Consider the following 15,231-nt stretch of genomic DNA (forward strand, 5'->3'; position numbering starts at 1 on the left):
GCCAGGCAGTACCCGAAGAGCTGAGCGCCGCTCGCCGGCGGTCGGCGCCCTACGCGCGGTAGGCGGCCCAGACCTTGTGCATGCGGGTGCCTTGGCCCGCCGAGAAGGAGGTCATGCAGGTGTCGTAGCTGTAGTCCATGAAGTTGTGGACGGGATCCTGGCCGGGGGCGGGGCAGGTGTCCTTGCCGGACGGGCAGCCATTGGTGGGGTCGCGCTCGGGCGGGGTGTCGGCCACCCGGTCGCCCTGGCCGCCGCAGCCGTCCTGGAACGTGTGGTAGAGCCCGAGCCAGTGCCCGACCTCGTGCGTCGCGCTGAAGCCCTTGTTGAAGTGCTCGATCGCGCCGCCCGGCATGCTGCCGTGGTGGATGGTGACGCCGTCCATCTTGGGCTCGGACGTGTACTTCCACGGGAACGTCGACCAGCCGAGGAGGTCGCCGCCGATGTGGGCGCTGTAGAGGTTCAGGGTGTTCTTGCCGCCCTTGTGGAGCCTCGGCTTGTACGTGCCCTCGTAACGCTCCGGGTCGTTGTACCAGGACGCGTTGTTGGAGCGGCTCACCTCCCGCAGCGTGAAGCCGACCTGGGTGTTGGAGCCGCCCAGCCGTCCGCCGTAGGAGGCGTTCAGCACGTCGATCTGCCGCTGGACGTCGGCGTTGGAGACGTTGCCCTTGCTCCCGTCGTGCAGGACGTGGAAGTAGACCGGCACCCTGATCGGTGCCGCGGCGCGCCTCTCGGCCTTGGTCGCCGGCGCGGCCGCGTCGTCCGTCCCGGGGCTTCGCAGGCCCAGGCGGTCGAGGATCCGGTCGAGCCGCAGTTCGGTGGCGGCGGCCTCCGCCGGGGTCAGGTCGTTGCGCTCCCGGACGTGGGCGCCGGGACGGAGCCGCGCCGCCGGGGACGCGCAAACGCCGTCGTCGCGGCGCCCGGCCGCGAGGCCCGCGCCCGCCGGTCCTGGGGGAGAGGCCGGGCCGGTCGGCACGGCGGGGACGAGTGCGGCGATCAGGGCGGCGGCGAGCAGCTTCACGACACTCCTAAGGAGGACGTACGAACGCGGACGGGAACCAGGCGCGCACAAGGCGTCATCAAGAGCTATCAGAGCGTAGTCATGCTCGGTGCGCGATCAAGGTAAACGGTAGCTGACCGTTATCGGCCAGTTTCACTAAGTGGTCACCCTGGGCGGGGGCGCGCGCGTCGGCGCAGGCAGGGCACCGTAGACTGAGACCCTTCCGCCTAGTCCCGTGAAAGGCGTCGTTGGTGGCCGCAGACCAGTCCTTTGACACCGTCCTCGTCGTCGACTTCGGCGCGCAGTACGCGCAGCTGATCGCCCGGCGGGTCCGCGAGTGCCACGTGTTCAGCGAGATCGTGCCGTCCACCATGCCCGCCGCGGAGATGCTGGCCAAGCGGCCGAAGGCGATCATCCTGTCGGGCGGCCCGGCGTCGGTGTACGAGAAGGGCGCCCCGATCGCGCCCGAGGGGCTCTTCGACCTCGGCGTCCCCACGTTCGGGATCTGCTACGGCCACCAGATCATGGCGCAGGCCCTCGGCGGGACGGTCGAGAACTCCGACGTCGCCGAGTACGGCGGCGCGACCGTCGCGGTGACCTCGCCGGGCATGCTGTTCGCGGGCCTGCCGCACGAGCAGGCGGTGTGGATGTCGCACCGCGACTTCGTCAGCGAGGCCCCGTCCGGGTTCACCGTCACCGCCAGCACGGACGTGACGCCCGTCGCCGGCATGGAGGACCGCGAGCGCGGCTTCTTCGGCGTCCAGTTCCACCCGGAGGTCCTCCACACCGCGCACGGCATGGAGATCCTGCGGCGGTTCCTCTACGAGGGCGCCGGCTGCCGTCCGAACTGGACGATGGTGAACATCGCCGAGGAGTCGATCGAGGCCGTCCGGGAGCGGGTCGGGGGGAAGCGCGCCATCTGCGCCCTGTCGGGCGGCGTGGACTCCGCCGTCGCCGCGGCCCTCGTCCAGCAGGCCATCGGCGACCAGCTGACCTGCGTGTTCGTCGACCACGGGCTGCTGCGCAAGGGCGAGGCCGAGCAGGTCGAGAAGGACTTCGTGGCCGTCACCGGCGTCAACCTGCACGTCGTGGACGCCCAGGACCGCTTCCTCGCCGCCCTCGACGGGGTCACCGACCCCGAGGAGAAGCGCAAGATCATCGGACGCGAGTTCATCCGCGTCTTCGAGGAGGCGGCCCGTGAGGTCGTCGAGGGCCGTTCCGGGGGGGCGTCTTCCCAGAATGACGCGCAGGGCGCGCCGGAGCCGGTCGAGTTCCTCGTCCAGGGAACGCTGTACCCGGACGTGGTGGAGTCGGGTGGCGGCACCGGCGCGGCCAACATCAAGTCGCACCACAACGTCGGCGGGCTCCCCGACGACCTTCAGTTCAAGCTGGTCGAGCCGCTGCGCACCCTGTTCAAGGACGAGGTGCGCGCGCTTGGCGAGCAGCTCGGCCTGCCCGGTGAGATCGTCTGGCGGCAGCCGTTCCCGGGTCCGGGCCTCGGCATCCGCATCATCGGCGCCGTCACCCGCGAGCGTCTCGACATCCTGCGCGACGCCGACGCGATCGCCCGCGAGGAGCTGACCCGGGCGGGCCTCGACCGCGAGATCTGGCAGTTCCCGGTCGTGCTGCTGGCCGACGTCCGCTCCGTCGGCGTCCAGGGCGACGGCCGCACTTACGGGCACCCGATCGTCCTGCGTCCGGTGACGAGCGAGGACGCCATGACCGCCGACTGGGCGCGGCTCCCCTACGACGTGCTGCAGCGGATCTCCACCCGCATCACCAACGAGGTACGTGAAATCAACCGGGTCACCGTGGACATCACGTCCAAGCCCCCGGGCACCATCGAGTGGGAGTGAAGGCCCGGACACGCGCGTGTCCGGGCCTTCCGCTCAGACGGTGGCGGTGGCCAGCGCCGCTTCGGCGTCCAGGGTCGCGGCGGCCGCGTTGACGACCGCGGCGACGCGCAGGGCCTCCTGCACGAGCTCGCGCGAAAGTCCGCCCTCGCGGACGACCTTCTCGTGCGACTCCAGGCACCGTCCACAGCCGTTGACGGCCGAGACGGCCAGGCACCACAGCTCGAAGTCCACCTTGTCCACGCCCGGCTTCCCGATGATGCTCATCCGGAGCTTGGCGGGCAGGGTCGCGTACGCGTCGTCGCCGATGAGGTGCGTGGCGCGGTAGTACACGTTGTTCATCGCCATGATCGACGCGGCGCCCTTGGCCGCCTCGAACGCCTCGGCGGACAGGTGGTCGCCCGCCTCCTCGGCCAGCTCGCGGATGACCGTGGCGCTGCGGGTGGCGAGCGCGCACGACAGCACCGTCCCCCACAGTTGCTGGTCGGTCAGCTGCGACGTGGAGGTCAGCGACCCCAGGTTGAGCTTGGTGTCCTTGGCGTAGCCGGGGAGGGCGCCCTTCAGCGCGTCAACGCTCATGATCGTGTGTCCTTTCCATGCGAACGGCCGGCCGCGGCGAAGCGTCGCGACCGGCCGCCGTCCATGCCGGGAGGATCAGACCCCGGCCATCAGCTTGGTGGCGTCCAGGGTGCTCTCGCCCTTGTTCCAGTTGCACGGGCAGAGTTCGTCGCTCTGTAGCGCGTCCAGGACCCGCAGGACCTCCTTGACGTTCCGCCCGACCGATCCGGCGGTCACCATGGAGAACTGGATCTCGTTGTTGGGGTCGACGATGAACGTCGCGCGCTGCGCCACGCCGTCCTCGGTGAGGATGCCGAGCGCGGAGACGAGTTCGCGGTTCAGGTCGGCCAGCATCGGGAAGGGCAGCTCCCGCAGATCCGGGTGGTCCTTGCGCCACGCGAAGTGGACGAACTCGTTGTCCACGGACGCGCCCAGCACCTGGGCGTCGCGGTCGGCGAAGTCCTCGTTCAGACGGCCGAACTCGGCGATCTCCGTCGGACAGATGAAGGTGAAGTCCTTCGGCCAGAAGAACACCACTTTCCAACCCTCATACGTCTTGTGGTTGATCGTCTCGAACGCGTTGTCCGGGTCCAGCGAGACGCAGGCGGTCAGCTCGTACTCGGGGAACTGGTCACCAACAGAAAGCACGTCGCTCCTTGGTTGCGAATCCGTTTTGCTCTGAAGCGCCGCGCGCGGCGGCGGATGCTCCAAGGTTGCCGCAGGCCCGCACGCTGGGCCAATCGCCCGGGCAGCTCAAACTGATAAAGTGAGCCTATCAATGCCCAGAATGTCCCGCTGTGCAGGCTTTCAATCGGGTCCCCGGCCCGTCCGCCCCACGGGAGGATGAGGAAGATCACATTCGGCACCCCGGCCGGTGAACGCGGAGTATATGCGGCAGCCCGCACGTAACCGGCAGCCGGGGGACGAACCTGAGCGACACGCCATTCCACCCTGTCGGGAACACCAGGGACAGCCTGGGATATTCACGCTCATAGTCGTCATTCTTCGAGCAATTTCCGACATCAAGCAGAGCCTGTGCAATACATGACAGACGGAGACCGGAAAACCGCAATCCCCAGTCCCCACAAACTCACGGACGGTTTGCTCGCTCTAAGCAGGCGGCTGGGGTCGGGTATCTTCAGGGACGAAGACGATAGAAGGGACCAGGGTTGGCTATCAGTCGGCCGACGGTGGCTCAGCTACGGGCCTTCTCGGCACTGGCGGAGCACCTGCACTTCCGCGACGCCGCAGCCGCACTGCGCATGAGCCAGCCTGCGCTGTCGGGTTCCGTGGCGGCGCTGGAGGAGACCCTCGACACCCGGCTCGTCGAGCGGACGACCCGCAAGGTACTGCTGACCCCGGCGGGAGAACGGGTCGCCCGAGGGGCCGAGCTCGTGCTGGCCGAGCTGGATCGCATGGTCGAGGAGATCCGCTCCGTACGCGGCCCGCTCGTGGGACCACTCCGTGTCGGCGTGATCCCGACCGTCGCGCCATATCTACTGCCGGTCGTCCTGCCGCGCCTCGCGGAGGAGTTCCCTGAACTGGCCCTCTCCGTTCACGAGGAGCAAACCGACCAGATCGTGGCCGAACTGCTCGCCGGACGTCTGGACGTGGTGCTGTTCGCGCTCCCGGCCCCAGTGTCAGGCGTGACCGAGCTTCCGCTGTACGACGAGGACTTCGTGTTGGTGACCCCGTCCTCCTACGGCCTGGACTCCCCGGCGGAAGGGGTTTCGCGTCAGGCGCTGGGCAACCTGGACGTGATCCTGCTCAACGAAGGCCACTGCCTCCGCGACCAAGCACTGGACGTCTGCCGCGAGGTAGGAGCCCGCGCCGCTGCCGCGACCTACGCGACAAGCCTCGCAACCCTGGTGCAACTCGTCTCCGGCGGCCTCGGCGTAACCCTCGTCCCGGAGACCGCACTCCCCGTCGAAACCCGCCGAGCACCGAACCTCACCCTGCACCGCTTCAAATCACCCGCCCCCTTCCGCCAAATCGGCCTCGGCTACCGCTCAACCTCCCCCCGCGCCGCCGAGTTCGAAGCGCTGGCCACCACCATCCGTTCCTCCATAGGCACGCTGACCACCGGCACCCCCGGCATCCGCCCCGCCTGACTGCACCCCCTGACCGCTCGCATCCCAAGAACCCGACATCCAACACGCACGGCTCGTGTCCCCGAGTCCGGCGCCCCTGCGGGCCTCGCGTTCGTGCGGGCTTCGGGCTCGTGCGGGCTTCGGGTTCGTGCGGGCTCGGCTACCTCCGTAAACCCGCCGCTCCGCGGGTCCGGCATCCCGTCGGGCCGGTCCCTTTAGGCACGCATCCCACGAGCTCGGCGCTTTCGCGGATGGGCGTCCTCGTGGCGCCACGGTATTCACGCTTCGTCCGGCCCCCATAGTGCCCCGAAGCCCCACGCGTCCAGCGTTTCGGGCCCTCGGCACTTCGTCGCCCTCCGAACGGCGAGTTATCCACAGAATGTCGTTCTAGTTCCATCCTTCGAGCGCACGTTCGAGCATGAAGTCGGCCGAGGTCGTCCTCCGAATGGACGGCGGACGCGGCGAGTGTCGCCAGGGAATGGTGCCGGCGGGGTGAGCAGGTCAGGGGGCGGTAAACGTGGGCCAGGTCAGGTCAAGTCTGTGTCAGGTGACGGCCCGGCAATCGCGATGCGCGTTCATGTGGTCGCGCATCGTCACCATGCTCTGTGTGGCGAGGTTTCCGTTGGACCGCTCGCGCTTCGGCGGTACCCCGCGCAACCGACCTGGAGGCCGCATGTCCCCGAAGCTCAGCGTCGTCGTCCCGTTCCACAACACCGAGGAGTACCTCCGGGAGTGCCTGGAGTCGCTGGCGGGGCAGTCCTTCCGCGACCTTGAGGTGATCATGGTGGACGACGGGTCCACCGACAACGGCGCTGTGATCGCCAAGGAGTTGTGCGAACGCGACAGGCGGTTCCGTCTGCTGACCCGCGGCAACGGGGGTCCCGGGCCTGCCCGCAACGCCGGGGTCAGCCAGGCGACCGGCGAGTATCTGGCCTTCGCCGACGCGGACGACAGGGTCGACCGTGAGGCGTATACGCGGCTGGTCGCCTCGCTGGAACGGACGGGATCCGACATCGCGTGCGGGAACGTCGAGCGGTTCGACGCCGACCGGACATGGCAGTCGGCTCTGCACGAGGGGGTCTTCACGGAGGTTCGCTCGCGGACGCACGTCTCGTCCTACTCACTGCTGATCCGCGACCGCACGCCGTGGAACAAGGTCTACCGGCGCACCTTCTGGCAGCGCGCCGGCCTGGAATTCCCCGAGGGCTTCTACGAGGACCCACCGGTCACCGCGCGGGCACACGCGCTGGCCGGTTCCGTGGACGTTCTGATCGACACGGTCTACTACTGGCGCAAGCGCCCCGGGTCCATCACCGAAGACCGCTACGCCTGGGACAACCTCTCCCAGCGCATGCGTTCGGCCCGTACCGTCCGAGACGGGCTGGCCGACTACGCGCCCCAATTGCTGGCCGCGTACGACGAGCACGTCTTGGTCGACATCGAACTCCGGGTGCTGCTGGAGGCCCTGCCGAGGACGGACGACCAGAACCGCCCGGAACTCCTCGCCATGGGCGCCGAACTGGCAGATGCCATCAGTGGCCGCGTAGTGAAGCGCCTGCCCGCACTCCAGCGTCTGCAACTCCACCTCCTCTGCCGCCGGATGCTGCCGGAACTGCTCGAAGTACTGCGCTTCATCCAGCTCGGGCTGCCGGCACAGACGCCCAGGGTGCGGCGCGGCCTGCGTTCACGGTGGTACGCGGAGTACCCGTTCTTCGAGGACGACGAGAAGGCCGTCCCGTCGCATGTCTACGACGTGACCGACGAACTCACGCCCGTGGCGGCCATCGACAGGGCGGTATGGGTGGACGGGCGGCTCCGCATCGAGGGCCACGCCTACATCAGACACCTGGACTCCTCCACCGAGGACGGCTCCCGTATCCGCCTCTGGCTCCTGGCGTCGAACCGCCGCGGTCTCATGCGCATCCCGATCCAGCGCGTCCGGCGCCCGGACGTGACGGCGCGGTCGCGGCAGCCGGTGGTGTCCTACGACTGGTCCGGATTCGTCGCGGAGATCGACCCGTCCACGCTCAGGATCTTCGGACGCTGGAGGGACGTCGACTGGATCCCGTGTGTCGAGATCATCAACCGGGGCGTGCGGCGGCGCCGAACGTTCGGGAATCCGATTCTCACCAACCGGCAGTGGCCCGAGGAGCGGGAGTGCGCGACCGGCGTGCTCGTCCAGGGCGTCGCGGGCAAGCGCAGGTTCGTACTCCAGGTGCGGCGGACCTCCGCAGTGATCACCGGCTGCCATCTGGAAGGCGACGAACTCTGGCTGGACGGCTGGAGCCGCGCACCTCTGGACCCCGAACCAAGGATCACGGCCACCCCCCGAGTGGGCCGCGCCACGGTGGTGGGTCCCATAGAACCGGCCGACCACCCAGCCACGCAGGCAGGCGGCGCGCCCCTGACCATGGGCAGAGAGCCGTCCGCCGAAGCGCATCGAAACGCGGTCGCGGGCGGCCCCAATTCCACACCCCCGGCTCCAGACAGCGACGCGCCTACGAACGCAGGCCGAGCCGCAGCCGTGGACGCGGCAAGCGCCGCAGCCGCGCTCCCAGGCAGCGGTGCGGCCGTGAACATGGGCAGGGAACCAACTGCTAACGCGAACCGAGACGCGGTCGCGGGCGGGTCCAAGGCCGCGCCCCCGGCTCCAGGCGGCGATGCGCTTGCGAACATAGGCCGGGACGCGGCTGCGGAAGCGGCGAGAGCCGCAGCCTGGCTCGCGGGCAGCGGCGCGGCCGTGAACACGGGCGGAGGGCTGGCCGCTAACGCGGACCGAGACGCGGTCGCGGGCGGGTCCAGGGCCGCGGCCCCGGCTCCAAGCGGCGGTGCGGCTGGGAACGTGGGCAGGGAGGCGGCGGCCAACGCGGGCCGGGACGCGCTTGCGGGCGCGGCCGAGGGCGCGTCCATGGCCTCAGGCGGCGGCCTGCTTGCGAACGCGGGCTGGAAGGCGGTTGCGGGCGGGGCCGTGATTCCAGGCGGTGACGCGCCCCTGAACACGGGCCGAGCCGCGGCGACGAACGCGGGCCGAGATGTAGGTGCCGGCGCAGGCAGCCCTGCGGGCACGAGCACAGATCGAGAGGCGGTTACGGGCGCTGGCCGAGGTGTGCCCGCGAACTCAGTTCCGCATGTGATCGTGGGCGTGGCTATGAGCGCGGTCAAGGGAGCGGAGGAGTTTCGGGCGACGTTGCCGTTGGCCGGGCTGGCCAGGCGGCAGGGGGACTGGGAGATCTCGTTGCCCGGCGGCGTCCGGCCCCATCTGGCGGATGAGGCGGCGGGAGTCTCCTTCTCCTTCCCGGGCGGTGAGCTGGAGATCGCCAGGACGCGCCGGAGCACACTCCGGATCGTCGTCCGTGGACGGACCCTTGTCGTCGACCGGGTGACCTGGTCGTCCGAAGGGGCGCTGTGCCTGTCCGGCGTTTGTCCCGATCCAGCGAGTCGTCCGGCCGCGCTGGTGTTGCGGCGCCGGCGGTCGTGCGAGGAGCACACCGTCCCCCTGCGCTGGGACGGTGACCAGTTCACCGCGTCGTTCTCGCCTGCCCGAATGCCGGTGCTCGGAATGTCGCGTCCGTTGGTCGCGGGCCGGTGGGATGTACTGGCGCCGCTCGGCGCCCAGGAGAGCCCGGTTGCCGTGCGACGGCACTCACTGCGCGACATGCCGGAGCCGTACGAGGCGGGCCTTCACCGGGTCACCGTGAGCGTGCGCAAGACCGACCAGTTGCAGCTCAAGATCGAAACGGCGCTGGACGACGATGAGCGCGGCGCATACGCGCAGAGCAGGCTCCGGTCGGGGCACTACCGTCGCCACCTGAACCTGCCCGTTCGCGATCTGGCCGTGTTCGACGCCTACAAGGGCCGCCAGTACTCGTGCAACCCGCGCGGCATCTATGACGAGCTTCGCCGCCGTGGGACGGACCTCGACTGCGTCTGGGTAACGGAGAACGGTCAATTCGGCAGGCCCGCCGGTGCGCGAACCGTCCTGGCGGGTACGCGGGAGCACTACGAGGCTCTCGCCCGCGCGCGCTACGTGTTCGGCAACTGGTCGCAGCAGCAGTGGTTCACCAAGCGCGATGACCAGACGTACGTGCAGTGCTGGCACGGCACCCCGCTGAAGAAGCTCGGGTACGACGTCAAGGAAATGCCCTACAAGCGCACCGAGGGCATGAACTGGATGGAGCACGACGTCCCGCAATGGGATGTGCTGCTGTCCCAGAACGCGTTCTCCGTGCCGCTGTTCCGCCGGGCGTTCGCCTACGGGGGAGAGATCCTCGAAAGCGGCTATCCCCGCAACGACATCCTGAACAGCCCGCACCGCGAGGAGATCGCGGAGGCGGTGCGACGGCGACTCGGCATCCCGCGGGGCAAGAAGATCGTCCTGTACGCGCCGACGTGGCGCGACGACTTCCATTTCGCGATCGGCAAGCGCGCGTTCCGCCTCGAACTGGACGTCGACCGGTTCAGGACGGCGCTGGGACGCGACCACATGCTGCTTCTGCGCACCCACTACCTGGTGACCGACCGGCCGAAGTGGCGGCCCGGCGACTGCGTCCTGGACGTGTCGGTCTACCCGGACATCTCCGAACTGTTCCTGATCAGCGACGTGCTCGTCACCGACTACTCCTCGGCCATGTTCGACTTCGCCGTCACCGGCAGGCCGATGCTGTTCTACACCTACGACCTGGAGCGCTACCGCGACCACGTCCGCGGCTTCTACTTCGACTTCGAGGCCGAGGCGCCGGGGCCGCTGCTCAGCACGTCCCCGGAGGTCATCGAGGCGCTCCGCGAACCGGCCGCGCTCGACACCGGTTTCCGCGCGGCCCGCGCCGCGTTCGCCGCCCGCTACTGCCCGCACGATGACGGCCTCGCCGCCTCCCGTGTGCTCGACCGCGTCCTTCAGGACGTCCCCACCGCCCACTGAGAACGGAGCCGCCCGTGCCGCCCAAGATCAGCGTCGTCGTCCCGTTCCACGACGTCGAGGAACACCTCGCCGAATGCCTGGAGTCCCTGGCCAGGCAGACCCTCCGCGACCTTGAAGTGATCATGGTGGACGACGGGTCGGCCGACGGCGGTGCCGTGGTCGCGAAGGAGTTCGCCGGACGCGACGACCGGTTCGTCCTGATCCAGCGCGAGAACGAGGGTCCCGGACCCGCCCGGAACGCCGGAATCGAGCGTGCCGCCGGTCAGTACCTCGCCTTCGTCGACGGCGACGACGCCCTGCCGCCCTACGCCTACGAGCTGATGGTCGGCACGCTGGAGGCCACCGGGTCCGATCTGGTCGGCGGCAACGTGCTACGTCTGGACGGCGACCGCGTCTGGCAGTCCTGGCTGCACACCGAGCCGTACGCGGCGACGGTGAAGTCCACGCACATCACGCGCCACCCGGTCCTGCTGCAAGACCGCACCGTCTGGAACAAGGTCTACCGCCGGTCCTTCTGGGACGCGCACCGGTTCGAGTTCCCCACGATGCTCTACGAGGACCCGCCGGTGAGCATGGCCGCGCATGTCCTGGCGACCGCCGTGGACGTCCTCGACACGACCGTCTACTTCTGGCGCCGCCGCCCCGGCTCGATCACCCAGAAGCGGCACGAGATGGGCAACATCACCGACCGGATGGCCTCGCTGGAGATGGTCCGGGGCATCCTCGGCGACCACGCGCCCGCGCTGCTGCCCGCCTACGACGGGTACGCGCTCGACCTGGACGTCCGCGCACTGATCCTCGCCCTGCCCGCCGCGTCCGACGAGGACCGGGCGCGCCTGATCGACCTCGGCGCGGGGATCGTCGCCGAGGCCGCGTCCTCGGCGGTCGGCGGGCTGGAGGCGATCAAACGGCTGGAGATGCACCTGCTGCGCGAGCGGATGCTGCCCGAACTGCTCGACGTGCTCCGCTTCGAGGAGGACGGCCTGCACGACGTCCCGCTCGTGAGCCGGGGCAGGCTGCGGCAGCGCTGGTACGCCCGCTACCCCTTCTTCGGCGACGCGCAACGGGCCATCCCGGACGAGGTGTACGACGTCACGAACGAGTTCCGGCTCTGGACGCAGGTGGACCGCGTCCGATGGGACGGCGGCGTGCTCGTCGTCGAGGGACATGCCCATTTCAGCCGGCTTGAGGTGTCCTCGGCCGACCACTCCCGGATCCGGATCTGGATGCGCGACGCCACGACAGGCCAGGAGGTCCGGCTGCCGGTGGAGCGGATCCGCTGCCCGGAGGCCACGTCCCGGTCCGGTCAGTCGCTGGTCTCCTACGACTGGTCCGGGTTCAGCGTCCGGATCGAGCCCGAGGACCTCCAGGACGGGGACGAGTGGCGCACGTCCACCTGGGAACTGTTCGCCGAGGTGACGACGCAGGGCCGCAAGGCCGCCCAGCGGCTCACGTCCACGGCCCCGGCGGTGAACTGGGCACCCGCCCGTCCGGTCGATGAGCACGTGGCGGTCCAGCCGGCCGCCGCCACGGACGACGGTTTCGTCATCCACGTCAAGCGGGCCAAGGCGATCATCACCGGTTACCGCCAGGTAGGGGATGCGCTGGAACTGACCGGCTGGACGAGACGCGCCCTCGGCGCCAGTGCGGCCATCGTGGCGGCGCGCAGGCACGGCGGCACGGAGATCCGCGGCGAGGTGACGCTGCGCCCGGCGGCCGGCATGCGGATGGAGAAGGGCACCGGCTTCGATTTCACGGCCACGCTCCCGCTGGACGGCCTGCTCTCCGGCGACGCCGCCGACCTCGGCCCCTGCGCCGCCCACCTGCGGGACGCGATCGACTGGGACATCCGCCTGACCGGCACTGGAGGCCCGCTCAAACTCACCGTGGCCCGCAACCTCGCCGGCGCCCGATACGCCTCGCACGGCCGCGAGTTCGCCCTCACCCGCACCGCCTACGGCAACCTGCGCGGCGTCGAACGCAGCTTCCGCCCCGTCGTCACGTCCGCCACATGGACGCCGGACGGACGGCTCGCCCTCACCGGCGACCTCGCCGACCCCGAGCACCGTCCCGCCCACCTGATCCTCCGGCGCCGCCGCTCGGGCGAGGAGCACCAGATTCCACTGACCTGGGAAGACGAAAGATTCACCGCCGTCTTCACGCCCGCGAAAATGCCGGAGTTCGGCGCGGAGACACCCCTCAGAAGCGGATCCTGGGAGGTACTGGCCCCGACCCGGAGTTCGGACAACGCTGAGAACGAAGCGGCGGCCGACACCGCATGGTCAGCCCCCGGAACGGTAGCGGTCGTCGTCGAACGCGCCGCGATCCCCAGCCTCCCCACATGGCGCCCAACCGGCACGCACGAGGTCGAGGTCGGCGTCTACCAGACCGACGCCCTGCAACTGCGCAGCCGTCTCGTCCTGGCCGAGGACGAGCGCGGCAAGTACGCGCAACGGCTCATCCGAGAACGCGACTACCCGGTCCACCTGCGGAGCCCGCTGGCCGACATCGCCGTGTTCGACAGCTACGACGCGTCCCAGTACAGCTGCAATCCCAGGGCCGTCTACGAGGAGATCACCCGGCGCCACCCGGACCTCGAATGCGTCTGGATCTCCAAGGACGGCCAGTTCACGGTCGAAGGCGAAGCCAAGACCGTCTTGGCCGGAACCCGTGAGCACTACCGGGTGCTGGCGCGCGCTCGCTACATCGTCACCAATTACGGGCTTCCTCCGTGGTTCGCCAAGCGCGACGGTCAGACCTACATGCAGACCTGGCACGGCACCCCGCTGAAGCGGCTCGCGCACGACCTCAAGGACATGCCGTTCAAGCGCACCGAGAAGCTCGACTGGATGGAACACGAGATCCCCCGCTGGGACGTCCTCCTGTCCCCGAACCCCTTCACGACCGAGATCATGCGCCGGGCGTTCCGGTTCGACGGTGAGATCCTGGAGACCGGATACCCGCGCAACGACGTCCTGAGCAGCCCAGAGTTCGGCGCCATCGGCGCCCGCATACGCGCACGCCTCGGGATCGCCAAGGACAAGAAGGTCATCCTCTACGCGCCGACCTGGCGGGACGACCAGCACCACGCCCCCGGCCGGCGCGGGTTCTCCCTGCAACTGGACGTCGAGACCCTTCGCCGTTCCCTCGGCGACGACCACGTCCTGCTCCTCCGGACCCACTACCTGATCACCGACCGGGATCGTCCGGCCAGGGACGATTTCACGATCGACGTGTCTCGCTACCCCGACATCGCCGACCTCTACCTCGCGGCCGACGTGCTCGTGACCGACTACTCGTCCGCCATGTTCGACTTCGCGTGCACGGGCCGTCCGATGCTCTTCTACACCTACGACCTGGAGCGCTACCGCGACCACGTGCGCGGCTTCTACCTCGACTTCGAGAACGAAGCCCCCGGCCCGCTCCTATCCACCTCCACCGACATCGCCGAGGCGCTGCGCACAATCGACGAGGTCCAAGACACCTACGTGGACGCCTATGACACCTTCTTCGACAAGTACTGCCCGCACGACGACGGCCAAGCATCCGCCAGAGCAGTAGACCGCCTCCTCCCATAGAGAGCACCGAACCAGGACGACCACCAGCCGCCCTACCGGACGAACCCCTCTCTACCAACCCCGGGGCGCTCCAGCGGAGAGTGCAAGAAGCCATCTCATTTGGATTGGTAGCCCGCGGTCGTGGAGATGGTCGAGCGGTTGGTGCCCGAGGAGTTGTGGGAGCTGTTCCAGCGGGTGGTGCCGCCTGCTCCGACGCGGCCGCAGGGCGGTGGTCGGCGTCGGCGCGGGGATTGTGAGGCGCTGGCGGCGATCATCTTTGTGGCGGTTGCACCTGGCAGCAATTGCCGCCGGTGTTCGGGCCGTCCGGTCCCACCGCGCACCGGCGCTTCACCGAGTGGACCGCCGCGCGGGCCTGGGCCAAGCTGCACCGCCTGGTCTTGGACGAGCTGGGCGCGCGCGGGGAGCTCGACTGGTCCAGGTACGCGATCGACTCGGTCAGCGTCCGCGCCGCCAAAGGGGGGACCTGACGGGCCCGAACCCTGTCGATCGCGGCAAACGCGGGTCGAAGATCCACCTGCTGGTCAACCGTGCCGGACTGCCCCTGTCTGTCGGTATCTCAGCGGCCAACACCCAGGACAAGCTCGCACCGGAGCCACTGGTGCGGGACATCGCGCCGATCCGTTCCCGGCGCGGCCCGCGCCGACGCCGACCTGCCGAGGCCGACAAGGATGACGACCACGCTGACCCGCGCCGCTGGCTGCGCAGCCGCGGCATCGCCCGCTGCGGCATCGAGTCCTCCGACCGGCTGGGCCGAACACCGCCGGGTGCTGGAACGCACAGTGTCCTGGCTGAGCGGCTGCCGCCGCCTGTACCGCCGCTACGAACGCAAACCCCGAGCACTTCCTGGCCTTGCCGACATCGCCGTCACTTCGATCTGCCACCGTCGACTCACCAAATGGGATGGCTCCCAAGGGCAACGCTGTATCCCCTGATCATGAAAGTGGCGCCTGTAACCGACAAGACCAACCCCTCGACCCGCTCACTGCCGCTGAGCAAGGGGAAGGGATCTCGCCGGAGGCGCAAATGATCTTGCCGGGTGTGGCCGAAAGCAGGTGTCAGGCGTCGAGCGGTCGATGATGCATGCGGCAGGTGGCGGCCATCAGGCCATGCCACACGGGCTCCGGCGAAAAGGGACGGTGGCCAGTTAGCCCCGCTTGCGGGGTGTGCGGGCGGAGTGGCGGGGTGTCGGGCCATGTCTGGATCGGTAGCTGGTCGCTGGACGGCGGTGGGGTTGGGG

Annotated in this window: 7 protein-coding genes and 1 pseudogene; 5 read left to right on the top strand and 3 right to left on the bottom strand. The window is 69.3% G+C overall.

Going from position 1 to position 15,231, the window contains the following annotated elements; all coding sequences use genetic code 11:
• Positions 1 to 49: 49 nt before the first annotated feature.
• Complete coding sequence (locus E1298_RS06015) at positions 50 to 1,018, bottom strand: zinc metalloprotease (protein ID WP_243725414.1); 969 nt, start codon at positions 1,016 to 1,018, stop codon at positions 50 to 52.
• A 227-nt stretch (positions 1,019 to 1,245) separates the two neighbouring features.
• Here E1298_RS06015 and guaA point away from each other — a divergent pair, with 227 nt between their 5' ends.
• Entirely contained in the window at positions 1,246 to 2,853 is a 1,608-nt protein-coding gene (gene guaA, locus E1298_RS06020) for a glutamine-hydrolyzing GMP synthase (protein ID WP_131889770.1), read from the top strand.
• A gap of 33 nt (positions 2,854 to 2,886) precedes the next feature.
• Here the strand turns inward: guaA and ahpD are convergent, their stop codons facing one another.
• Together ahpD and E1298_RS06030 are read right to left on the bottom strand one after the other, a co-directional pair.
• Positions 2,887 to 3,429: an alkylhydroperoxidase, AhpD family gene (gene ahpD / locus E1298_RS06025; protein ID WP_131889772.1), complete on the bottom strand. Its 543-nt coding sequence runs from the start codon at positions 3,427 to 3,429 to the stop codon at positions 2,887 to 2,889.
• Positions 3,430 to 3,504: 75 nt separating this feature from the next.
• A complete protein-coding gene (locus E1298_RS06030) occupies positions 3,505 to 4,056 on the bottom strand; it encodes a peroxiredoxin (RefSeq protein WP_131889774.1) in 552 nt (183 codons plus the stop codon).
• 542 nt (positions 4,057 to 4,598) lie between these two features.
• Here E1298_RS06030 and E1298_RS06035 point away from each other — a divergent pair.
• The 4 genes and pseudogenes from E1298_RS06035 (at position 4,599) to E1298_RS06050 (ending at position 14,926) form a co-directional block, all read left to right on the top strand.
• Entirely contained in the window at positions 4,599 to 5,519 is a 921-nt protein-coding gene (locus tag E1298_RS06035) for a LysR substrate-binding domain-containing protein (protein ID WP_243725415.1), read from the top strand.
• Between the two features lie 652 nt (positions 5,520 to 6,171).
• Entirely contained in the window at positions 6,172 to 10,416 is a 4,245-nt protein-coding gene (locus E1298_RS06040; protein ID WP_165975322.1) for a CDP-glycerol glycerophosphotransferase family protein, read from the top strand.
• 14 nt (positions 10,417 to 10,430) lie between these two features.
• The gene (locus E1298_RS06045; RefSeq protein ID WP_131889780.1) at positions 10,431 to 13,994 is read left to right on the top strand and encodes a bifunctional glycosyltransferase/CDP-glycerol:glycerophosphate glycerophosphotransferase; all 3,564 of its coding nucleotides are present in this window, start codon (positions 10,431 to 10,433) and stop codon (positions 13,992 to 13,994) included.
• A gap of 126 nt (positions 13,995 to 14,120) precedes the next feature.
• A pseudogene (locus tag E1298_RS06050) lies at positions 14,121 to 14,926 on the top strand (IS5 family transposase).
• Positions 14,927 to 15,231: the final 305 nt, after the last annotated feature.

This window comes from Actinomadura rubrisoli, assembly GCF_004349215.1.
Taxonomy (GTDB): domain Bacteria; phylum Actinomycetota; class Actinomycetes; order Streptosporangiales; family Streptosporangiaceae; genus Spirillospora; species Spirillospora rubrisoli.